The organism is Microbacterium sp. STRO-2N, from assembly GCF_057747775.1.
This window is the reverse complement of the sequence record NZ_CM173223.1, coordinates 1,185,447-1,206,399: the sequence shown is the minus strand read 5'-3', so window position 1 is coordinate 1,206,399 and position 20,953 is coordinate 1,185,447. Positions and strand designations below refer to the sequence as shown.

The following is a 20,953-nucleotide window of genomic DNA, read 5'->3' as shown; positions in this document are numbered from 1 at the left end:
CGCGACAAACGCCGGGGATCGCGTGGGAAGCGTTGGGGCCGTAGTGTCGGAACGAGGTGAGACCCTCGCGGGTATCAAGCATCAGTTTCGCGAGGAACTGGCAGAGCTGTTGCGTCGCGATCCCACGCGCCGGGGAGACGTCTATCGCCTGAGCTATCTCGCAGGATGCGGAGCCTCCGAGGTCGCCGCTCAGCTCGGTATCACGACACACAACTTCGTGTATAGCTATCGCGCTCAGATTGATGCCATCCTCGACGGCAAGGTGCCGCGAAATCCAACTCAGCGAAAGCAAGTGGCATCTGCGATTCGCAGTCTGATCAGGACATCTTCGTCGTTGCTCAGCGACGGGGCTGCGGGTTTAATCAAGGCCCACCTCAATCTCGTGGAGAAATCGATCGCGAAGAAGGAAGTCAGCGCGCGTCTCCAAGAGTGAACAAGCCGTCGTACGCCTCCTTCGACGTGGGGGGCTGACGCATCCAAGCAGGCGGTTGCGGGAGCTCGGAAGCAGCGATCAAGCGGCCTTCCAGGACACGGTCGAGAAGAGAGATCCCTGTAGGCCGCAGGACGAGCGTCTCACGGATGGCCACGACAATCTCGCGGAGTTCGTGGCTCCAGTCGGACGACCAGACCGACGGGCGAATCTCGTCGAGTGGAGACGCACTGGATGCTGCACGGCCTGTTGCCTTCGCCATCCGGTATCCGAGCCACTTCGGAATGACCTCCATCCCGCTCAGGGAATAGTGGTAAACCTCGGACGAGACGCCCAAGAGAGCGCCGTCGGCGACGTGAAGCACGCCGTCCTTCGTGTCGTAAGCAAGTTCCGCTTTCGCTGCCGGCAGGCGCGTCGGCTCGACCGTCCACTCGACGCCGCTGAGGTCAAGCGGCCCAGAACCGTACCGCTCGCCGAATGTTTGCAGCGATATGAGCCGTTCGCCCAAGTCCGCGACCTCGGCAAACAGTGCAGGATCCGCAGTCACCGGAAGTCGCGGACCGGGCGTCTCAAGCTCGTCGTGCCACCGGGTCGTGTAGTCAGTCCCTGCGAGCAGCGCGAAGGTGTACGAAAAGAGACGCTCCACGGTGACCTCGGCGGCTCTCGCGTCCACTTCCCGGTGGACTGCGGTGAGCTTGGCGAGCAGCGCGGGGTCAACGTTCGGCGTGCCCTTCGCGTCACGGTAGAGCGGGATTATGTCCTTCCCACCGTCCGAGCCGCGGAAGTACGCAAAGTCAGGTACCGCCGTCGACACCGCGGCAGCGGGTCCATCGCCCATCGATTTCGCCATCCTTGAAGCAAGGAAGATCTGTTTCGGCGTCACGGATCGCCAGAGCGCCGGGCTTTCGGTCTTTGCCCATCGCGGATCATCGAAGGCCCATTGACGATCGAAGGCTCGGTAGCCGTACCGGACAATGGGCGGGTGTGGTGCGCCAATTGGCTCATCGACGAGCCTGGGGAGCCCGGCCACCTTGGTGTTGATGTTCCGACCTGTGCTGGACGCCTTGAAACACTTCGCGCGATCGAGTGCATCCTTGGTGGACACGAATCGAGCCCATCGCCGCTCCAGGACGTCCTTGCTCGGGGCAACGGGTGAGGTGCGGCCGTAGATGCAACCCGGCTGCTGCCACGGGAAGAGGTCAGCGACTGCCGGGAAGTTCAGCCAGCTTACGTCCCCAGTCGGCGGCGTAAGCGGTGCGAACCAATCTGACTCGATCGAGATCCACTCGACCTTCTTTCCGCTGGTCAGATCGACGACCGCCGCCAGCTTCTCTTGTCGCGTCCCTTGGATGCGGTAGTACCGAGCGCTGGCGGGCTTCGAGCGATCAGCCTTGCCCTTCCGGGTCAATGTGACAATCGCGACCGGTGTCTGGATATCGAAGACGTTTGCTTCCTTACGCGCTCCACGGCCGGCTCCACCGAGGTCGACTACCGTGATTTCGTCGGCTACCTCGCGAGCAAGGCGACGGAGGCCAAGGAATCCTGGCCCGGCGAGCCACGACGATGACGTGATCATCGAGACGACAGCGGGACCGTCATTTTCCTCCATGACCTTCCATATGGCCCAGCGCCAGAAGTAGACGTAAAGATCATTCAGGCTCTTTGTGTGGCTGAAGATGACGTGGGCCTTCGCGTCATCGAGAATGTCATCAAAGAGCGACCGCTTGCCGGCCTGTAGCGAGGCAGTGATGAAACCGGCCTTACTGCTGGCATCGCGGTCGTACGGCGGATTGCCGATGAGGACAGTGTGGTGCCTGTCGTATTTCACCTGGTTTGCGAGGAGTCCCTCATGGCCAATGGGATCGTCGAGTCCCTCAAGTCCGGCCGCTCGACGCACTCCGAGAGTGTCACCGAGGTAGATCGGCAATCGCGTCTTCTGCCGAACCTCATCAGGGAGGTCGAGTGACACTTTGAGGTGGCTGACGGCATAGGAGGCGAGGGAGATCTCTACTGCAGACGCGTGCTGCAGGGCGGCATCGGCGCCAGCCGGTCCAGCATTGCGCTTCGCGTGTTCGAGCCACTCGACGATGAAGGTCCCCGTGCCGTTCGCCGGGTCGAACATCGACACGACGGCGTCGTTCGGGCTCGCACCCGCGGGAACCTCGACGTCAGGGTGGGATTCGACGTATTCCTTCCATGTTGTCGAGTCGGCGACGCCCAGAGGCAGACCGAAGGACTTGAGCGCGTCGTCGACTGTCTTGACGATGTAGCGGACGACCGGCTTGGGTGTGTAGAAGGCGCCGAGATCCTTGCGCTGCTGCGGGTCGTACTGCGCGAGGAACTCCTCGTAAAAGTAGACCACCGGGTCGTCGCGCTGATTGTCGGCCCCGAAGTCCGCCAACAACTCATCGACATTCGTGGTGGCGAGTTGCTCGGCGAGGTCCGCGAGCCCGAGTTCGTCGACATCAATGACGTCATCGGTCTCGTCACGGAAGCGTGAGTAGATCGCGTCGAGGAATTGGTTGTCGAACGTGATGACCGACAGCCCCTTGTCGGCCTGGAAGTCTTCGGGGTGCGCGATACGGGCGGTGAGCAGGCCGTAGACCATCGTCTGGGCGTACACGTCGGCGAACCGCTCGGATGTGATGTCGCCGATGAGCTTCTCTCGCACGTTGCGGTACAGCGAGCGCATCGGTCCGTCGACCGTCTCGACCGCGAGCAAGCCGTTCACCTCGTCGCGCACGTCCTGTGCGACCTCGGCCATGCGGCGTGACAGCACCTTCGCGCTCTTGATGCCCTCCCGGTATCCGGCGAACCCGACGCCTGCCAATGGGTCGGTCACGACACGAGGGCCTTCGTCGCTCGTCCACAGCAGTTCGTCAAGCGCGCGGCGGGCGAGCAAGTTGAGGCGGGTATCGGTGGGGCGGTCGGTCCAGGTGAGAACTCGCAAGATGCGCTTGCCCTCCTTCTCCTGGAAGTTCACGACGTGCACGACGGGCTGGCTGCCGTCGGCGTGGCAGAAGAACAGCAGGTCGTTGAGCTTCCATGTCGGCAGCTTCCCGCCACCCTTACCGCGCTTGCTCGTGACGAGCCGCTGCACAAGTCGGCGCACCGCGCCAATCGGCAGCTGGCCGCCTTCGAATCGCAGGTAGAACGCGCCGAACTTCTGCTTCGTGGTCAACGGGGGTATCTGCGAGATTGCGGCGAGCCTGGCCACCTCGTCGGGGTTGAGGTGCAGTTCTTCGGGCGCCCAGTCGATGAGGATGTCGTCGGGTTCGAGTGTTGTGTCGTAGATCGGCCAATCGAAACCCTCGTAAAGGAGGTTGAAGAGGTCGCCGGTTGACTTCGGCGCCGCCGTGAGCAGGGCGCGCAGGCGGGTGTCGTCGACGGTCATGCGATCTCCATCCAGCACAGGGTTTCAGGTGTGGGTGCGTCCAGCGGCAGCTGGACGTCCTTGCGCAGCTGTTTGGTCTCGGCGCGCTCGAACTCGCGCAGCGAGGCGTGCACGGACCCTCGCTCGCCGAACGCCGCTCTCGGTGTGGCGACGGTGGCGTTGATCGAGTGGTCGATCGCGAGCAGCCCGCGCTCGACCTCGTCGCCCGTGTTGAGCGCCCACTCGACCCGGCCGGGTGTCAGGCTCCAGGCCGGCTCGCTGTCGTCGTCGACCTTGGTGAGTGTGGGTACTCGGCGGCAGATGAACACGCCCTTCGGCTTGCCGACCTTCGCGACCGAGATGCCGTCGGGCAGACGCTCGGTGCGCGCTTCAAGCTCGGGGTCGGCCTTGGCGAGTTCGAGCCACTTGAGGCGCAGCTCCTCCAGCGGTGAGATGTCGCCGATGTACTCGTCCTTGAATGCCTGGAACACCTTCACGTCGTCGAAAATGTCCGTGGCGTCCAGCAGCTTGCCGCCGGGGATGCCGAGAGTCTTGGAAATCATGAGCGTCTTCCCTTCGACGCGTCCGACGAGCTGCAGCAGGGTGTTGATCTCGTTAGGCGGTAGGAAGTTGCGGATTTGGATCTTGCCACGGGTGGCCTTGGCTTTCGGGCGCTCCTTGACGAGTTCGGTCTCGATGGCGGGGTTCATGCGACGGTCGACACGGCCGATGCGTTGCATGAGCCGCACCGGGTTCCAGTGGATGTCATAGTTCACGAGCAGCGTGCCGTCCTGGAGGTTGACGCCTTCGGAGAGCACGTCGGTAGAAATCAGCACGCGCAGCGGTTCCTGAGCTTGGCGCTCGGCCTTGCCGACTTTGTTATAGAACGGGGCGAAGCGCTTGATCATCGCGTATCGGTCGCCCTTGCGGCCGCCGTCGATGCGGTCGACATCCGCCATCCCGGCCTTGACGAGTTCTTCGTGCAAGTAGCGGGCGGTGTCGGCGAACTCGGTGAACACGATAACCGGCTGGGTCTGGAACTCGGGTGTGAACACCTCGGTGTCGAGGCCCGCCTTCTCCGACTTTGACGGCCCCATCAACAGCGTGCGCAGTTTCGCAAACTTGTCGTCCAAGCCCGCTCCGGCCAGCACTAGCGTCATGAAGCGAGCGAGCTGATCGAGGTCGTCGAACGCGGCGTCGATCATGTCATCGAGCCGATAATCACCGCCGACGAGGTTGTAATCGAGTTCGTCGAGCTCCTCCTCGGTGAGGTCCTCCTCGTGCCAGTTCTCGTCCATGCCGGGGCGGTAGGTATCGTGGATCGTCTGGAGCGTTGGCTCATTCGCAGCGCGCCACATCTCCAGCCGGGTCTCGTTGGCGGTATCACCCTTGACGTTCACGTCGAGCCATTTGACCACCTTGGCAGACAGGTCGAGGCAAGAGCCGGCGAACGCGGCCAGGCTCGACTCGAACCGCTTGAGGAAGATCGTGCGGATGAGAGCGACGACCTGCCTCTGCCGGTTCTCCAGCCTCGTGTCGACATTCGGGTCAGTGGAGAACGCGAGCGGGTAGTACATCGGCAACACGAACAGCGGGTTTGCGCGACTGAAGGCCGCCTGAATCTCGGCGAACAGCGGCGAGTACAGCAGACCGAACGAGTACGGCACGGCGCGGGGGATCTGCGGTTCGGGGAAGACAACCTCTGCACCGCCGGCCACCATGGCGCTGTCGACGGCGTAGCGGCGGGAGTTCTGGTGAATGATCGACTGGAACAGCTTGTCGTCGGCCATGATCTGGTCGATCGTCGTGTGGTCGGGCACGAGCTGCTTGAAAGGTCGTTCGAGGTTCACGATGTACTTGCGGAGGCTGTTCACTCCGATGCTCGCGAAGTGGTCATCCTCGTCGACGCCGGTGAAGAGCTCCGCCTGGTGAACGAGGTCGAAGAAGGTGTTGTTGATCGGCGTGGCCGTGAGTAGGAATACGGTCTTGCCCTTACAGATCTCGTACATGCGCCACCAGCGCGAGCCCCAAGGATTGTCCTCGCTGGGTGACTTGCCGTGATTGCGGAAGTTGTGCGCCTCATCGATGATCACGACGTCGGCGCGCTTCGCCAGGTGCTCGATCTCCGCGGCACCCGCCTTGGTCGTGAGATCGGTGTGTGCCTTCACGATCACGTTCGAGAACTGGCCGCCATACAGGTCGGGAAGCCGGTCTTTGATCTCGGGGTTCCACACGGCATCCTGACCGGTCTTCGTGGCCATGATGAGCACATTCTTCCGCTGCCGCACCGCGTAATACTCGGTGAGCATGAGGCCCACGAATGTCTTCCCGAGGCCAACACCGTCAGTGAGGAACCCGCCGCCCCACAGCTTCGACATCTCCACGAGGGAATGGAACGCCTCGCGCTGGTAGGGGGCGAGCTGGGGGTATATCACCGACTCCGACTCCTCCCAGGTCTTGTCGGTAGGGTCGGCGTCCGAAGTCAGGGCGTGCAGGGCCTTCGTGTACACCTCGAACGGGGTGAACTCGCGCGCAGTGTACTCGAGCACGGCGAGCAGCTCAGAGTTGACCGGGGAGGCTGCCTGCCAGTGCTCCTCATACCACTCCTGCAGCTCGGTGACCTCGGGGCCCTGGAACCGCACGTTCAACTCGACGTTCTGGGTAAGCCCCGGCCGCGTGAAGTTCGACGAGCCAACAAGTGCGGCCGAGCCGACGACGCGGTGGCGGCCGTGGGTGATGTAGGCCTTGGCGTGGAACTTCTTCGGCTTGTAAACGCGGATCTCGATCTTGCCCGAGCGAATGCCGTCGACCACCCCCTCAACCCCGGTGAGGAACGCGTCTCCGCTCTGTCGCTCGACCTGGATCGATGTGTCGAGCGCGGCGGCGACCGCGTCGGCGGTGGTACGGCTCGTCTCCCCTCCGATGAGCAGTCGGATGCGGTCGACCTTCTGCCACGCGCCGTCGAGGGCGAGGAACGCGCCAATTTCGAAGTGTCCCGTGGCGATGTCGATCGCCTCACTCAGGTCGCACCACTCACGCACGTACTGGAGAGCCTTCCAGTCTTCGTTGGTGTTGTCGACGATGAAGCTGTCGGGCGTTGCCATGTGTATCTCTTTCGTGTCAGCCCAGGTGCCCCGGGAACCACTCGTCGGGCCTGACCGTACCTACGCGCGCCAACCCACTGATATCCCCAATTACGAGGACATCGCCATACGTTGTCACCCGAAGCGTCGCACCGTCCGCAAGCGCCTCGGCGAACGGCGGCTTGCGACGTTCACCCGAGTCGAGGTCGGCGATCTCGTCGCCTTCGACGGCATAGTAGTGCGGGGTGAAGAACCCGCGGGCGATGTCGCCCTCCGGGTCGGGGCCGAGGTAGCCGAGCAGACGCGGCGTTGCGCCGATGAACCCGCCAACGGCCCCGTCGGCATCGATCCACAGCTCGCGACCACGCGGCTCGACAGCAGTCCAGGCGCGCACCTTGTCGGCAAAGTCGCCGGTGACCCTGGAGCGCACGGACTCCATCGTGTCGGGGTGCACGACATCGCCGGCGCGGGTCATGCGGTAGCGTAGGTCCGGGATCGGGCCGACCCAGGTGCCGCCGATGCTCGGCCGAGGCAAGTCCCCTGGCGTGTCCAGAGGTGCGGTCTCGGCAGCGACAGGATCCGTTGCCGCCGGACTCGGCGGGGTATCGGCCGGATAGCGTCCGGTACGCAGGTCGTCCAGCCGCTCGATCAGGGCGCCGATGCGTCCTGCGGTGTGCATCCCGCTGGACTGTACGAATCCACGTACGATCTTCGCCGCCTCGACGAGCTGGCCGGTCGTCGGATCGTCGCCGAAGTGGAACCAAGTGTTCCTCGTCGTGAGGATCTTCTTCGCCGCAGCCAGCTTCTGGAACTGCCCGCCGAACACGTTCACATACGGAGAGTCCTGCTCGTGGACGTAGTCGCGCAGTATCACGCCGGGGTCCTGCGGCTCGAAGCGGTGGTTCGGTCGCCAGTTTTTCGGGTCCGATTTCTTCAGCTCGCTGATCCGCGCCGCGAACCACTGCGGCCCCAGTCTGTCCCGCAGCTTGAAGTGGCTCGTGACATAGAGATCCCAGCCGAACGCGCGCATGAGGGTGAAGTAGCCCTTGATGAGTTCGCCAGGCGTCTCGTCCTCGGGCAGCGCGATGGACACGTCGACGCCGCTCATGCGTTCGGGCCTTCCACAGCTTGTTTTCCGTACCCCGTCATGATCGGCACGACGCGCGTCAGCGCGTATACGGCGAACAACGCCGACGGGTCCGCGAGCGGTACCTCGATGGCGGGCTCGGCCTTGAACCGCGTCGCACTCGGCAGCAGCACACCATACGCCCCCGTGCGCGTCGCACCGAGTGTGGCGAGCAACGCCTGAGCGTCGCCGCCAGCCCATTCGCCGATCTGCGACCACTCGACGGCCGCGCCCGTGGCTCGCCCGGCCTTCCCGTACCGCAGCGCCCGAATCCGTGCGACGAGCTTGTCGCCGACCAGTTTCGGCGAGATCGCTCCGGCATCCTCCAGCCGCTCGTAGTCCGACGGGCCCGCGAGAAGCTCGGCGAAGCCGAGCGAGGTCTCGTCGCTGTCATCCCAGCGGACAAGCGAGACCTGTGCGCGAAGACCGTCATCGGCCTTGAGGTTGGCGAGCACGGCATGGGCGGGCCGCTCCTGCCTGTCACCATGCCACTGGCTCGGTGGAACGACCGCAATTGGGTGCTGACCATCCAGCACCTCGACGCTTACCGACCCGATCCTAAAGCTGCTCATCCGTCCACTCCTCCCCTCATCTGCTTCGCTGCTCGGTCTCACGCGCGAAAGTCCTCCAGGCTACTGTCTGCCGCCGACACCCCACACATCGAAGCCTTCTCGCCAGTTCCCCGATAGCGGCGAAACGTCCCCGTCCACGAGAACCGCCACACGCGCGATGCTCACTCGTTACGCTACCGAGTGAGAGGCCCGCAGAGCCGCCAACGCGCTCGGGCTCAGCTGCGCGAGCGATTTGGCATGGTGCTCGGATTCATGCCGTGTAAGGCGAGCTGTCGCATGAGCTGCTCGAGGACTTCGACTGCCCGACTGCCGGCCTCCAAGACGTGCACGGTAGGCACATTCGCCTGCCGTCGAATCGAGCGGTGCGGTCCGACCGCGATCGACTTCGCGAGGGGATTCGAGCGGTTCGCGAGTCTTGATTATGGACGCGCGGGCGTGGCGCAGCCCTCGCCTTTGCTCCGACAATCAGCTCCTACGAGCGCTCGGGCGCGGCGCAGCGCTCGTCGTCGAACGGCTGCTAAGCGGAGCGCGCCAGCGCGGAGTCTGCAAGGAGTGAGCGGCGAGAACGGAGGCGTGACCGATCGCTACACTCTCGGCGTCGGAGGAAGGCACCCTTCCACCAACGCCAGTTGACGACGTCTACCGACACCTGTCCACATCTCTGATCGACCGCGTTGACGGCTCCCGACGAGTGTCCGACACTGGCCCGATACTGACCGTCGAGCCGGCACCGAGCGGAGGTCGAGGTGGGCAGCATCACCCCGTACGAATCGGCGAAGGGCCGCCGCTATCGCGTGCGCTATCGCAAGCCGGATCGCACCGAGGCGGAGAAGCGCGGCTTCACGACGATGCGCGACGCGAAGCTCTACCTGTCGATGGTCACGGTGTCGAAGTCGAAGGGCGAGTACATCGACCCGTCCACGTCGCGGGTTCCGGTGCGGATGTTCGCAGACAGCTGGCTGCGATCCAAGCAGCCGCCCATGTCCAAGCCCTCGTACTACATGACGCTCGAGCGGGCATGGAAGAACCACGTCGCTCCGGTCTGGGCCGACAGGGAGATCTCGTCGATCCGCCGCTCGGAAGTCCAGGACTGGGTGTCCGACCTCGCGACGCAGAAGTCACGCACGGTCGTCCTTCGAGCACTGGGAGTCCTCGCAGGAATCCTCGACGTCGCGATCGACGATCGTCGCCTGGCGAGCAACCCGGCCCGCAACGTACGCAACCTGCCTCGGCACGGGCCGGGCAAGCGTCGCGTCTATCTCTCGCACGACCAGGTCGCCACCCTGGCGGCGTGCTCGGCCTACCCGACGCTTGTCCTGACGCTGGCGTACACCGGCCTGCGCTGGGGCGAGGCGACGGGGCTGCGGGTCCGTAGCGTGAACCGGCTGCGTCGGCGCTTCGTCATCGAGGAGAACGCGGTGATGATCGCCTACCAGATCCACGTCGGCACGCCCAAGACGCACGAGAAGCGCTCTGTCCCGTACCCCGAGCGTCTCGCTCCGATGATCGAGCAGGCGTGCGCCGGCAAGGGGCCGGAGGGGCTGCTGTTCGGCGACGGGGTCAATCACATGCGCAACTCGGGGAACAAGGGATGGTTCGCGAATGCGGTCCGGCGTGCGCAGGAGTTCGACCCTTCGATCCCGCGGCTCACTCCTCACGACCTTCGGCACACCGCCGCGTCACTCGCAATCAGCTCGGGCGCGAACGTGAAGGCCGTGCAACGCATGCTCGGGCACGCGTCCGCGGCGATGACGCTGGACACGTACGCCGATCTCTTCGACGACGATCTGGATGCCGTCGCGACGCGACTGAACGACCAGATGCCGTTGGTGGCACTGCCGTCAGGACCGCAGACCCGCTACGCCCGTCCCCAGTAACCCGCAGAGAGCAGATTGCTCAGTTTCGACGAGGCCGATTTCGCCCGAAACGCTCGATTCTGACGCTCGCAAACGTCGCGCGCAGGCCGTTGAAGGCGCCGTTTTCGGACTGCCGAAAATTTTCAGAATGCGGGCAAAAAGCGGGCAAAAACGACTTCTGTGTGGTCTGACCAGAGAAGAAAGTCCTGGTCAGGGAGAAAAAAAGACTGTGCCCCTGGAGGGACTCGAACCCCCAACCCTCTCCTTAGGACGGAGCTGCTCTTCCATTGAGCTACAGAGGCAGGCGGCATCCAGTCTAGAGCGAGCATCGCGCGACCACCGCCGCGCGCCCGGTCAACCCCCTCGACCGTCGCCATGGCCGGCGCGACCATACGCGTGAATCCAGAACCGGAGGACGCCATGAACGACAGCCCGCACACCGTCGTCACCCGCTCGAACCGCGGCCAGTGGGAGAACCACGTCGAAGGCCGGCCCGAGCTGTCCCGCAGCTATGCGAGCCGCGAGGAGGCGATCGACGCCGGCCGCAGCACCGCGGACCAGCTCGGCGCGCGGCACGTCGTTGAAGACGCGGCGCCGACCGGAACCATCATCGATCCGCAGACGGAGGAGCGACCATGAGCGAAAGCGACGCAGAGTCGATCGGCGGCAAGCCGAGTCAGGCCGAAGGCGGAGACCCCGACCGGATGCCGGAGCGTCAGCAGCAGACGCCGACAGGCCACCCGTCCCAGGCCGAAGGCGAAGACCCCGACCAGGACCCGGACGCGCCGAGTTCGGGCGGCTGACCACCCCGCCCGACAGCGGCTACTGCAGGCAGAACTCGTTCCCGTCGGGGTCGCGCATCTGGTAGTAGAACTCGGGCCACGGGCCCCAGGACTGGTCCACGACCCGCACCACCTCGGCTCCCAGCGCTACCAGCCGGTCCCGTTCGGCATCGATCTCTTCCCTCGTCGGAACACGGCCCGGCGTCGCGCTGATGTCGAGATGAAGACGGTTGCGGCCGCGCTTCGGTTCGGCGGCGTGGTGGAAGTACAGCCGCGGCCCGACGCCCTCCGGATCCTCCGCCACCGCGCGTTTCGCAAGGTCCTCCTCGGTGAGCCCCGACGCGAGCAGTTCGCTCTTGAGCTGCTCGTCCCACGTCAGTACGGGGTAGCCGAACACGGCGCTCCAGAATCGAGCCAGGGCTGCCGGGTCGTCGGCGTAGAAGGTGATGTTGCCGAGCTTGGATGACATGGCGACCTCCTTCACGGCATCCGTCGGTCGCCACGGTAAACCCCGGCGCCGACATCCGTCAGCCAGCCTCGCGCGGCGGCACGTGCGCCACGATGTCGGCCAGCAACTCGACGGCGGCGGTGACGGTCGCGGCGAGCACACGGTCGGGCCCTCCGTCCAACCGCAGCAGGCGGTGGCCTTTCGAGCCGTTCGAGGACCACCCGAGGAAGACCGTGCCTGGAGCGTGACCGCCCTCGGGCTCGGGACCTCCGACACCCGTCGCCGACACAGCGATGTCTGCGCCGGTCAGCCGGCAGACCCCGACGGCGAGAAGCTCCGCGCACTCCGCCGAACACGGGTCGATGTCCTCGGGTACGCCCAGCACATCGTGCTTCGTGCGCACCTGGTACGCCACGACCCCGCCCGCGAACCACTCCGACGCCCGCTCGCCCGCACCGATGCGACTGGCGAGAGCGCCGCTCGTCAGAGACTCCGCGAGCGCGATGCGCAGCCCGGAGCGCAGCGCGCGAGTGCTGATCAGCTGCAGCGCGTCGTCGGCGGGATGCCCGGGCTCAGGCTGGTGCGGCGAGGGAGCGGTCATGGCGAAACCCTAGCGTCGCGGTGCGCCGGCGGCCTCGGGGGTTGACGCATCACCCCTCACGGAGAACGACTCTCAGCGCACTCGCGACACAGCCCCACCAGCGTGCTCTGTTCAGCCTCCAGCCGAAAGCTCGCGGCCTCGCGCAGACGCGCGGCGGCGCCTGCGAGCGCGTCGGCGGGAAGCACGACGACGGTCCCGCACTCGCGGCAGTGGCCGTGCAGATGCTCGGCGCCCTCGGCGGCCGCCGCGAGATGGTAGCGCGTCGCGCCGCCCGCGTGGTGCCGGTGGGACACGACCCCCGCGGCAGCGAGCACGTCGAGCGTGCGGTACACCGTCGCGCGGTGCACGTCGGTGCCCTCGAGCAGTATCGACACCTCATCGGCGGTGAGGTGGTCCGAGCGGCCCGCGAGCACTTCGAGCACGGCACGGCGCGGCGCCGTCACGCGCTCGCCGCGCTCTCGCAGCCGGACCACCGCCGCACTCACGGCGTCGGCGGCCGCGCGAGAGTGCAGCTGCTCGTGGTCGTGTCGATCGGCCGAAGCGCCCATGCCTCTCATCGTGGCACCCGCAGCGGTGACGGCAGGAGATTTCTCCCCACCGCTTGCGCTACATGCGATACCGTCGCAGTTACCGTGCGGGCCGAATCGGGGGGACTGCCGTGACGACGATCGACGAGGTCGCTTCGCGCGAGCCCGTCACGCTCATCCTCGCCGCCCGGCGCGCGCGCATCCGCGCGACGCTGTGGACGGTGGGCCTCGCCGTCGCCCTCGTCGTTTCGGCCCTCGTCACCATCGGCATCGGGCCCGTGCCTGTCGCGCCAGGAACGATCGCGCAGATCGTGAGCCACCAGCTGATCGGCCTTCCGGCGACCGAGACGTGGACGGTGGCCGAACAGGCGATCGTGTGGAACGTCCGCGTCCCCCGCATGCTCCTCGGGCTCGCGGTCGGGGCGGGCCTGGCTCTGTGCGGCGCCGCGCTGCAGGCGATGGTGCGCAACATGCTCGCCGATCCGTACGTGCTCGGGATCTCGAGCGGCGCGTCGACGGGTGCTGCCGGCGCGATCCTCTTCGGCGTCGGCGCGGTGGTCGGCGAATACGCGCTGCCCGCGAGCGCCTTCGTCGGCGCGCTCGTCGCGTCGCTCCTCGTCTTCGCGATCGCACGGTCGGGCGGAGCGGTGTCGTCGTTGCGGCTGCTGCTGTCGGGCGTCGCCGTCGGATACGCCCTCTCGGCCGCGACCAGCTTCCTCATCTTCGCGTCGGACTCGGCCGAGGGATCGCGCTCCGTGATGTTCTGGCTCCTGGGCTCGCTCGCTCTCGCCCGCTGGGACGCGGTGCTCGCGATCGTGCTCGTCGTCGTCGCCGTCACGCTGGCGGCGCTGCTGTGGAGCGGTCGCCGCCTCGACGCACTCGCGGCAGGTGACGAGACCGCCCACACCCTCGGCGTCTCGCCCGACCGCACGAGGGTCGGACTGCTCGTGGCGGTCTCGCTGTGCACCGGCGCGCTCGTCGCCGCGGCCGGCGCCATCGGCTTCGTCGGGCTCGTGATCCCCCATCTCGCCCGGCGACTCGTCGGATCGGTGCACGCGCGCATGCTGCCCGTCACCGCCCTGCTCGGCGCGCTGTTCCTGCTGTGGGCCGACGCCCTCGCCCGCACGATCATGGCGCCGCGAGAGCTGCCGATCGGCATCCTCACCGCCCTCGTCGGCGCCCCGTTCCTGTTGATCCTGGTCCGACGCATGTACGCACGCCGACACTGATCCGAGGAGACCCGTGACAACGCTCCGCCGAACACTGGCCGTCGCCGCCGCGACCGCCCTCACCTTGACGATGGCCGGGTGCGCGCAGACGTCGGCTCCCCAGGCTGCCGACCCCGAGCCCGGTGGGACCACCTACCCGCTCACCGTCGAGAACTGCGGCGAGGAGGTCGTCTTCGACGCACCGCCCGAGCGCGTGATCCTGCTCGAGAGCGCCGCCGTGACGATCCTCGACGGGCTGGGAGTGCTCGACCGCGTGGTGGCGCGAGCAGGCTCATTCCCCGACGGCTACTACGACGCCGACCTGACCCGGCGCATCGAGGCGATCGACACGCTGTCGGACGACATCGATGCGTCGGGTCACCTTACGATGTCGACCGAGGTCGTGCTCGCGCACGAGCCCGACCTCGCGCTCGGCCTCCCCGAGGGCATCACGCGCGAGGGCCTCCGCGACAGCGGCGTCAACACGCTCATCCAGCCCGTGTACTGCCCGTCCGGCGTGGGCGACACGTCGTTCGAGACGCTGTACGACCAGATCCTGATGTTCGGGGCGGTCTTCGACCGGTCGGACGAGGCGGAAGCGCTCGTGGCGAGCCTGAAGAATCGCGTGGCGGCGGTCGAAGACGCGACGGCGGATGCTGCGCCCCGGACGGCCGCCGTGCTGTATCCGTCGATCGGCGGCGGCCCGCTCTACGCCTACGGACGCGCGTCGATGTCGCAGCCGCAGCTCGAGGCCGCGGGGTTCGAGAACGTCTTCGCCGACACCGCGGAGCGCGTGTTCGAGGTGAGCGTCGAGGAGCTCGTCGCCCGCGACCCCGACGTCATCGTGGTGCTGCACCAGGGCGACGCGGAGGGGGCTGTCGACGAGGTGGCGCAGCTGCCCGGCAGCGAGGCGCTGCGGGCGCTGCAGAACGGCGACGTGCTCCCCCAGCTCTTCAACTTCACCGAGCCGCCGACGCCGCTGTCGGTCACGGGCCTGGAGTTCATCGTCGAGCGGTTCGGCACATGATCACCGCCGAGGACGTCGGCCACGCCTACGACGGCGTCGCCGTGCTGCGCGACGTCACCCTGGCGGCCGAGGACGGCGAGGTCATCGGCTTGATCGGACCGAACGGCAGCGGCAAGACGACGCTGCTGCGAGCGCTGTACCGCGCGCTCACCCCCGATCGCGGGAGCATCCGCATCGCCGGCGTGCCGATCGGCGACTACGCGCCGCGCGAGCTCGCTCAGGTGATCGCGGTCGTCACCCAGGAATCCCACGGCGACCTCCCGCTGTCGGTCGCCGAAACCGTGCTCCTGGGCCGCAGCCCTCATCTCGGGGCGATGCGCCGCCAGTCAGCCGCCGACCTCGACATCGCCGCGGACGCGCTCCGCCGCGTCGGCGCCGAGCATCTCGCGGACCGCGACGTCGGCGAGCTCTCGGGAGGAGAGCGGCAGCGCGTGCTCATCGCACGGGCACTGGCGCAGCAGGCGTCGCACCTGCTCATGGACGAGCCCACCAACCATCTCGACATCCACTTCCAGCACGAGATCCTCGCCCTCGTGCGCGAGCTGGGGGTGACGACGGTCGTCGTACTCCATGACCTCAACCTCGCCGCGCGGTACTGCGATCGGCTCGTGCTGCTGAGCCGCGGTGCCGTCGCGGCGGCCGGCGCCGCGGAGGAGGTGCTCCACCCTTCGGTGATCGAGCCCGTGTACGGCATCCACGTCGACCCCGTGCGCGCGGGCGACGGCCGCCTGCAGCTGCTGTTCCGTTCACCGGACCACCGGTTGCCGCAGACCCACGATCACACCGGCGCCGGCGGGATCCGCCCCGTCCCTCAGGACGTGCGCACGAGCCCGCGGATGTAGAACGCCACGACAAGGGCGACCCATGTCGTCAGGATGTACGGCCACGTGTACGTCACGACCCCCGCGCGGTGCATGAGGAGAGTGACGAGGGCGGTGACCGCGATCCACGGCAGCGCGTACAGCCACGAGCCGACGGAGCTGCGCAGGAAGGTCACGGCGAGAGCGATCGCGGTGAGCACGCCCGAGTAGTTCGCCAGCCCGTTGGCGATCTCGCTCCATGACTCCCCCAGCGCGACGGCGATGATCGAGCCGACCACGCTGCCCATGACGGCTGCCAGTCCCACTCGCCAGCCCGCCACGAACAGGGCGGCGAGGATGAGGGCGCCGCTGATCGGGTTGTCGATGAGCACGACCTGCGACACGTTCGTGAGGATCGACAGCAGGAACGCCGGGAGCGGGTCATCAGGAAGATCGGATGCCGCGGCCGGCGCCGCGAGGGCGGTCGTGGCGAGCGTGATCACGGTCGCGACGATCACGAACGGCGCCGTCGTGTACGGCAGGCGGTATCGCTTCAACGCCGTGCGAGTGAAGAGCGCGTCGACGAGCCACGTCACCGGGCCCGTCGCGAGGCCGCCCACGAAGGCCAGGGCGTACGACCACCATGCGTCGCCGCCGAGTGCTGCGAAGACGGCGGCTCCGACGAGCGTGCCGCAGAAGGACTGCATGCCACCGGCGATGTCGCCACGCCGATACCCGACCGCCCGGCCGCCCAGCATCCCGCCGATCGCCCCGAGGAGGGCGAGCAGCGCCATCCGCCAGTCCGCGACGACGAACGCCGCCAGCACCAGCAGCCCTGCCACGAGGTTCTGCTGGAAGAAGATCTGCGACGAGCCCCGGACGAGGCCGTACCCCCACGTGCGCCACCCGGAGACCGTGACTGCGCTCATGCGTCCATTCCCTTCCGCCCCTCCACGCCGCGCCTCATTTGCGGATCGCCGGCGCCGGGTTCCCCGTGAGGAGCTCGTGCATCGCCGCGGCCGCCGCGGAGAGGACCGTCGTCGAGGTGACCGTGTCGTCGCCGACGTACCGCAGCCACGCCCCGCAGTCGTGCGGCAGCACGCTCACTCCGGCGCGCGCCGCCCGGTCGGGCGCGGCGTCGACCGCCCGCTGCACCGCGTCGTGCAGAGTGTCGGCCACGACGCGGGCGGGGACTCGACCCGTGAAGGCGTAGAGCGACGAGACGATGTCGCGTCCGCCGAGCACGCCGCGGCCACCGACCTCGCCCGCCCGCGGAACCAGCCGCACCCGGTCGAACGCCACCGGCTCCCCCGCGGCTCCCGGACGAGTGACCTCGAGATCGCTCGCGAGGGCCGCGTACGCGTTGCGCTCGCCCCGGCTGAGCCGACCCGCGTAGATCGTCTCGCCGAGGAGCAGCGTCGCCCGGGGATGAAGGCTCACCGCGGTGCGCTGATAGAAGCGGGCGTCGCGATACGGGATGAGCGGGTCGGGCAGGTACTCCACGTACGCGCCGTCGGCGACGTCGAGGTGGACGAGCGAGGTCGCATACCCCGACTCCATGCGGTACACCTTGGTGTGCGCCTGCGTGGTGATGTGCGCCGATGTGCCGGGCCCGAACACGAGATCCATGCGGTGGCGGTCGTTGTGCAGGATGCCGCCGCCCGTCGTCATGAGGTACGTGTAGGGCATGTCCGGCCGCCGCGCGTTGTAGTAGAGCGGCCTCATGATCTGGAGCGGGGACTTCTGGAAGTGGCGCACGAGCTCGGTGCGCCGGTCCTCGCCCGTGCCACGGAGGGCGAACTCGAGCTCGAGCACCCCCACCTTGCCGGGGCTGCCCACCGGCAACGTGTGCGCGTCGGTGCCGTAGCGGGCGACCTCGACCGGAACATGGGTGGGTTCGAAGTGCGCGGGCTGCAGGCGCGGTCCGCCGTACAGCGGCTCTTCGCCGGGCGCACGCGCCGCGGCATCCTGCCCTGTCGTCGGCGCCGCGACGGCACTCACGCGACCAGCTCGCCCCTCGACGCGTGCCACACGGCCATGATCGTCTCGAGCAGCTCGCGGACCCCGGTGCCGTCGAGCGAGTTCGTGAGCACGACGGGTCGGTCGCCGCGCACGGCGTGCGCGTCGCGCTCCATGACACCGAGATCGGTGCGCACGTATTGCGCGATGTCGATCTTGTTGATCACGAGGATGTCGCTCTCGGTGATGCCCGGCCCGCGCTTGCGCGGCATCTTCTCGCCCTCCGACGTGTCGAGCACGAACACGAAGACGTCGGCCAGCGATGGCGAGAACGTGAGGGTCAGGTTGTCGCCGCCCGACTCGTAGATGAGGGTGTCGATGTCGGGGAACCGCTCGAGCATCTCCTCGCCGGCGGCGAGGTTCATCGTGGGGTCGTCGCGGACCGCGGTGTGCGGGCAGGCACCCGTCTCGACGCCGACGACCTTCTCGGGGTCGAGGATGCCGGCGAGCTCGCGCCGCACGTGGTGCGCGTCCTCCTGGGTGTAGATGTCGTTCGTGATCACGCCGGGGGTGCGCCCGGCAGCGATCAGAAGCGGGACGAGCGCCTCCGTCAGTGCCGTCTTGCCTGACCCGACGGGGCCTCCGATCCCGATCCGCAGGACGTTGTCGCTCATGCGCTCTTCCTCTCGTGACATGCCGGCGTGACGCCGGCTCAGCTGGTGAACAGGCGCGCCTCGGCGCGCTCGTGGCCCGCCGACATGATGTCGGCGACGGGGGCGAAGCCCCCCAGGTCGTGCAGCGGACGGGCGACCGCGTCCGCGGTGACCGTTTCGATCACAGGCTGCACGCGACGAAGCAGCACCTGGGCGCCGCGGTGATCGGTGAGTCGCAGGCGGAGGGCTGCCCCCACGAAGCTGACCGCGAACGCGAACAGGTCGGACGCCACGGCCTCGGCGACCGGAACCCCGGTGGCGGCGTAGCAGACCGCCGTCACGACGGGCTGGCAGCCCGGCGACTGCTTCGCCTTCACTCGGGTCGCCCACGCGGCGATGTCGGCGTCGCCGGGACCGTCCGCGAACGCCTCGCCCGCGATGTCGGCGAGCTGGCGGCCGCTGCGAGTGCTGGCGACGCGCAGCTCGGCGTTGAGCTTGGAGGCGTGGAGCAGGCAGTCGACGCCGGCGACGGCATCCCAATCCCGAACGGATGCCGCGTCGTGCGCGCGTGCGAGCGCCGTCGCGTCACCGGGCCCGATGCTCGCGACGAGCAGATCCTCGAGCACCTCGAACACGCTGTCGCGGCCGACGAGTCCCTGCTGATGGAATCCCTCCAGCCCGTGGGACATCGTGTAGAAGCCACTCGGGAAGGCCGAGTCGCTCAGCTGCAGGCTCACCAGCAGCCGGGCGACCGGCGATTCCACGTGCACTCCCGCCATGGTTCAGACGAGGTAGAAGAGCTGCGTCAGCGGCAGCGACTGAGCAGGCTCGATATGGGCCGGCTCGCCGTCGACGGTGACCTTGTACGTCTCGGGATCGACATCGATGACGGGCGCGACGTTGTTGCGCACCATGTCGTCCTTGCCGATCGAGCGCGTGCCCTTCACCGGGAGGATCCGGCTCTTGAGGCCGAGCTGCTGCGGAACGCCCTTCTCGATCGAGACCTTCGACACGAACGTCGCGCGCGTCTGGTGGAGCGTCTGGCCGAGAGCGCCGAACATCGGCCGGAAGTACACCGGCTGCGGCGTCGGCAGCGATGCGTTCGGGTCGCCCATGAGCGCCCAGTTGATGAGACCGCCCTTGATGACCATCTTGGGCTTCGCGCCGAACGTGTCGATCGGCCACAGCACGATGTCGGCCATCTTGCCGGGCTCGAGCGAGCCGACGTAGTCCGAGATGCCGTGGGCGATGGCGGGGTTGATGGTGACCTTCGCGAGGTACCGCAGCACGCGGAAGTTGTCGTTGCCCTCGGCGTCCTCGGGAAGCTTGCCGCGCTTGTCCTTGCAGTGATGCGCGGTCTGGAACGCCCGCGTCACCGACTCGCCGATGCGACCCATCGCCTGCGAGTCCGACGAGAACATCGAGATGATGCCGAGGTCGTGAAGCACGGTCTCGGCCGAGATCGTCTCGGCGCGCACGCGGGAGTCGGCGAACGCGACGTCCTCCGGGCTGTCGTACGACAGGTGGTGGCAGACCATCACCATGTCGAGCAGCTCGTCGATCGAGTTGACGGTGTACGGCAGCGTGGGGTTCGTCGACGACGGCAGCACGTTGCTCTGGCCGGCCATCTTGATGATGTCGGGAGCGTGCCCGCCGCCCGCGCCCTCGGTGTGGAACGTGTGGATCGTGCGACCGTCGATCGCCGAGATCGTGTCCTCCACGAAGCCGGCCTCGTTCAGGCTGTCGGTGTGGATCGCGACCTGGACGTCGTACTCGTCGGCGACGGTCAGCGCCTGGCTCAGCGCGGCCGGCGTGCTGCCCCAGTCCTCGTGCACCTTCAGTCCGCCCGCGCCCGCCTCGATCTGCTCGATGAGAGCCTGCGGCAGCGAGCCGTTGCCCTTGCCGTGGATGCCGACGTTGACGGGCAGTTCGTCCCAGGCCTGCAGCATCCGGTAGATGTTCCACGCCCCGGGCGTGCACGTCGTGCCGTTGGTGCCGTCGGTGGGCCCCGTGCCCCCGCCGAAGAGCGTCGTGATGCCGTTCGAGAGGGCCGCGTACGCCTGCTGCGGCGAGATGAAGTGCACGTGCGGGTCCATCGCGCCGGCGGTGGCGATGAGGTGCTCCCCCGCGATCACCTCGGTGCCGGGGCCCACCACCAGCTTCGGGTCGACGCCGTGCTGGGTCTGCGGGTTGCCCGACTTGCCGATGCCCACGATGAGGCCGTCCTTGACGCCGATGTCGGCCTTGACGATGCCGATGATCGGGTCCATCACGACGGCGTTCGTGATGACGAGGTCGAGGGCGCCCTGCGATTGGCTCGCCAGCGGATCCGCCCCCATGCCGTCACGGGCGGACTTGCCGCCGCCGTAGACGATCTCGTCGCCGTAGCTGTCGGCGGCGTAGTCCTTCTCGATCTCGATGACGAGGTTGGTGTCGGCCAGCTGGACCTTGTCGCCGACCGTCGGTCCGAAGAGGTCGGTGTACTGCTTGCGAGGGATGACGGCCATC

Annotated in this window: 19 protein-coding genes and 1 tRNA gene; 7 read left to right on the top strand and 13 right to left on the bottom strand. The window is 67.3% G+C overall.

Features of this window, described 5'->3' with window-relative positions; genetic code table 11:
• Positions 1 to 43: 43 nt before the first annotated feature.
• Positions 44 to 433 (top strand): hypothetical protein, encoded by a 390-nt coding sequence (locus AC3ANN_RS05480; protein WP_488339982.1) that lies wholly within the window; start codon positions 44 to 46, stop codon positions 431 to 433.
• Here the strand turns inward: AC3ANN_RS05480 and AC3ANN_RS05475 are convergent.
• The 4 genes from AC3ANN_RS05475 to AC3ANN_RS05460 are packed head-to-tail and all read right to left on the bottom strand — an operon-like array spanning position 411 to position 8,584.
• Positions 411 to 3,824 (bottom strand): type ISP restriction/modification enzyme, encoded by a 3,414-nt coding sequence (locus tag AC3ANN_RS05475; protein WP_488339981.1) that lies wholly within the window; start codon positions 3,822 to 3,824, stop codon positions 411 to 413. The genes AC3ANN_RS05480 and AC3ANN_RS05475 overlap by 23 nt on opposite strands.
• On the bottom strand, positions 3,821 to 6,907 hold the full coding sequence (locus AC3ANN_RS05470) for a helicase-related protein (protein ID WP_488339980.1): 3,087 nt from the start codon (positions 6,905 to 6,907) through the stop codon (positions 3,821 to 3,823). Before AC3ANN_RS05470 ends, AC3ANN_RS05475 begins: the two co-directional genes overlap by 4 nt.
• A gap of 16 nt (positions 6,908 to 6,923) precedes the next feature.
• Complete coding sequence (locus AC3ANN_RS05465) at positions 6,924 to 7,994, bottom strand: hypothetical protein (protein WP_488339979.1); 1,071 nt, start codon at positions 7,992 to 7,994, stop codon at positions 6,924 to 6,926.
• On the bottom strand, positions 7,991 to 8,584 hold the full coding sequence (locus AC3ANN_RS05460) for a hypothetical protein (protein ID WP_488339978.1): 594 nt from the start codon (positions 8,582 to 8,584) through the stop codon (positions 7,991 to 7,993). The genes AC3ANN_RS05465 and AC3ANN_RS05460 overlap by 4 nt, the downstream gene beginning before the upstream one ends.
• Positions 8,585 to 9,330: 746 nt before the next feature.
• On the opposite strand from AC3ANN_RS05460, the gene AC3ANN_RS05455 reads away from it, so the two are divergent.
• Positions 9,331 to 10,461, top strand: a complete 1,131-nt coding sequence (locus AC3ANN_RS05455; protein ID WP_488339977.1) for a tyrosine-type recombinase/integrase — start codon at positions 9,331 to 9,333, stop codon at positions 10,459 to 10,461.
• Between the two features lie 209 nt (positions 10,462 to 10,670).
• On the opposite strand, the gene AC3ANN_RS05450 is transcribed toward AC3ANN_RS05455, so the two are convergent.
• Positions 10,671 to 10,742 (bottom strand) — tRNA-Arg (locus AC3ANN_RS05450).
• Between the two features lie 73 nt (positions 10,743 to 10,815).
• Between AC3ANN_RS05450 and AC3ANN_RS05445 the strand changes: the two genes are divergently transcribed.
• Positions 10,816 to 11,079 carry a DUF2188 domain-containing protein gene (locus AC3ANN_RS05445; protein WP_488339976.1) on the top strand — a complete coding sequence of 88 codons (264 nt, stop codon included), beginning with the start codon at positions 10,816 to 10,818 and terminating at the stop codon, positions 11,077 to 11,079.
• The gene (locus AC3ANN_RS05440; protein ID WP_488339975.1) at positions 11,076 to 11,243 is read left to right on the top strand and encodes a hypothetical protein; all 168 of its coding nucleotides are present in this window, start codon (positions 11,076 to 11,078) and stop codon (positions 11,241 to 11,243) included. The genes AC3ANN_RS05445 and AC3ANN_RS05440 overlap by 4 nt, the downstream gene beginning before the upstream one ends.
• 19 nt (positions 11,244 to 11,262) lie before the next feature.
• On the opposite strand, the gene AC3ANN_RS05435 is transcribed toward AC3ANN_RS05440, so the two are convergent.
• The 3 genes from AC3ANN_RS05435 to AC3ANN_RS05425 are packed head-to-tail and all read right to left on the bottom strand — an operon-like array spanning position 11,263 to position 12,819.
• The gene (locus AC3ANN_RS05435) at positions 11,263 to 11,691 is read right to left on the bottom strand and encodes a VOC family protein (RefSeq protein ID WP_488339974.1); all 429 of its coding nucleotides are present in this window, start codon (positions 11,689 to 11,691) and stop codon (positions 11,263 to 11,265) included.
• 58 nt (positions 11,692 to 11,749) lie between these two features.
• On the bottom strand, positions 11,750 to 12,271 hold the full coding sequence (locus AC3ANN_RS05430; RefSeq protein ID WP_488339973.1) for a CinA family protein: 522 nt from the start codon (positions 12,269 to 12,271) through the stop codon (positions 11,750 to 11,752).
• 56 nt (positions 12,272 to 12,327) lie between these two features.
• A complete protein-coding gene (locus AC3ANN_RS05425; RefSeq protein ID WP_488339972.1) occupies positions 12,328 to 12,819 on the bottom strand; it encodes a Fur family transcriptional regulator in 492 nt (163 codons plus the stop codon).
• Positions 12,820 to 12,929: 110 nt separating this feature from the next.
• Here AC3ANN_RS05425 and AC3ANN_RS05420 point away from each other — a divergent pair, with 110 nt between their 5' ends.
• Genes AC3ANN_RS05420 through AC3ANN_RS05410 form a run of 3 tightly spaced genes read left to right on the top strand, consistent with a single transcriptional unit; the run spans position 12,930 to position 15,875 of the window.
• Positions 12,930 to 14,027, top strand: a complete 1,098-nt coding sequence (locus tag AC3ANN_RS05420) for a FecCD family ABC transporter permease (RefSeq protein WP_488339971.1) — start codon at positions 12,930 to 12,932, stop codon at positions 14,025 to 14,027.
• 13 nt (positions 14,028 to 14,040) lie between these two features.
• Positions 14,041 to 15,033, top strand: a complete 993-nt coding sequence (locus AC3ANN_RS05415; RefSeq protein ID WP_488339970.1) for an ABC transporter substrate-binding protein — start codon at positions 14,041 to 14,043, stop codon at positions 15,031 to 15,033.
• Positions 15,030 to 15,875: an ABC transporter ATP-binding protein gene (locus AC3ANN_RS05410; protein ID WP_488339969.1), complete on the top strand. Its 846-nt coding sequence runs from the start codon at positions 15,030 to 15,032 to the stop codon at positions 15,873 to 15,875. Before AC3ANN_RS05415 ends, AC3ANN_RS05410 begins: the two co-directional genes overlap by 4 nt.
• Here the strand turns inward: AC3ANN_RS05410 and AC3ANN_RS05405 are convergent.
• From AC3ANN_RS05405 to ureC, 5 genes are read right to left on the bottom strand one after another with little or no spacing between them, the layout of a single operon-like run.
• Positions 15,845 to 16,762: an urea transporter gene (locus AC3ANN_RS05405; RefSeq protein WP_488339968.1), complete on the bottom strand. Its 918-nt coding sequence runs from the start codon at positions 16,760 to 16,762 to the stop codon at positions 15,845 to 15,847. The genes AC3ANN_RS05410 and AC3ANN_RS05405 overlap by 31 nt on opposite strands.
• Positions 16,763 to 16,796: 34 nt before the next feature.
• Entirely contained in the window at positions 16,797 to 17,834 is a 1,038-nt protein-coding gene (locus tag AC3ANN_RS05400; protein ID WP_488339967.1) for an urease accessory protein UreD, read from the bottom strand.
• On the bottom strand, positions 17,831 to 18,466 hold the full coding sequence (gene ureG, locus AC3ANN_RS05395) for an urease accessory protein UreG (RefSeq protein ID WP_488339966.1): 636 nt from the start codon (positions 18,464 to 18,466) through the stop codon (positions 17,831 to 17,833). The genes AC3ANN_RS05400 and ureG overlap by 4 nt, the downstream gene beginning before the upstream one ends.
• A gap of 38 nt (positions 18,467 to 18,504) precedes the next feature.
• Complete coding sequence (locus tag AC3ANN_RS05390; protein ID WP_488339965.1) at positions 18,505 to 19,209, bottom strand: urease accessory protein UreF; 705 nt, start codon at positions 19,207 to 19,209, stop codon at positions 18,505 to 18,507.
• An 18-nt stretch (positions 19,210 to 19,227) separates the two neighbouring features.
• Positions 19,228 to 20,952 (bottom strand): urease subunit alpha, encoded by a 1,725-nt coding sequence (ureC, locus tag AC3ANN_RS05385; RefSeq protein ID WP_488339964.1) that lies wholly within the window; start codon positions 20,950 to 20,952, stop codon positions 19,228 to 19,230.
• Between the last annotated feature and the right edge of the window lies 1 nt (position 20,953).

Bases quoted from the DNA above. Each gene is read 5' to 3' on its own strand.
- AC3ANN_RS05430 (WP_488339973.1), bottom strand. From the start codon at position 12,271: ATGACCGCTCCCTCGCCGCACCAGCCTGAGCCCGGGCATCCCGCCGAC.
- AC3ANN_RS05465 (WP_488339979.1), bottom strand. From the start codon at position 7,994: ATGAGCGGCGTCGACGTGTCCATCGCGCTGCCCGAGGACGAGACGCCT.
- AC3ANN_RS05470 (WP_488339980.1), bottom strand. From the start codon at position 6,907: ATGGCAACGCCCGACAGCTTCATCGTCGACAACACCAACGAAGACTGG.
- AC3ANN_RS05405 (WP_488339968.1), bottom strand. From the start codon at position 16,762: ATGAGCGCAGTCACGGTCTCCGGGTGGCGCACGTGGGGGTACGGCCTC.
- AC3ANN_RS05425 (WP_488339972.1), bottom strand. From the start codon at position 12,819: ATGGGCGCTTCGGCCGATCGACACGACCACGAGCAGCTGCACTCTCGC.
- AC3ANN_RS05435 (WP_488339974.1), bottom strand. From the start codon at position 11,691: ATGTCATCCAAGCTCGGCAACATCACCTTCTACGCCGACGACCCGGCA.
- ureG (WP_488339966.1), bottom strand. From the start codon at position 18,466: ATGAGCGACAACGTCCTGCGGATCGGGATCGGAGGCCCCGTCGGGTCA.
- AC3ANN_RS05445 (WP_488339976.1), top strand. From the start codon at position 10,816: ATGGCCGGCGCGACCATACGCGTGAATCCAGAACCGGAGGACGCCATG.
- AC3ANN_RS05410 (WP_488339969.1), top strand. From the start codon at position 15,030: ATGATCACCGCCGAGGACGTCGGCCACGCCTACGACGGCGTCGCCGTG.
- AC3ANN_RS05460 (WP_488339978.1), bottom strand. From the start codon at position 8,584: ATGAGCAGCTTTAGGATCGGGTCGGTAAGCGTCGAGGTGCTGGATGGT.
- AC3ANN_RS05475 (WP_488339981.1), bottom strand. From the start codon at position 3,824: ATGACCGTCGACGACACCCGCCTGCGCGCCCTGCTCACGGCGGCGCCG.
- ureC (WP_488339964.1), bottom strand. From the start codon at position 20,952: ATGGCCGTCATCCCTCGCAAGCAGTACACCGACCTCTTCGGACCGACG.
- AC3ANN_RS05440 (WP_488339975.1), top strand. From the start codon at position 11,076: ATGAGCGAAAGCGACGCAGAGTCGATCGGCGGCAAGCCGAGTCAGGCC.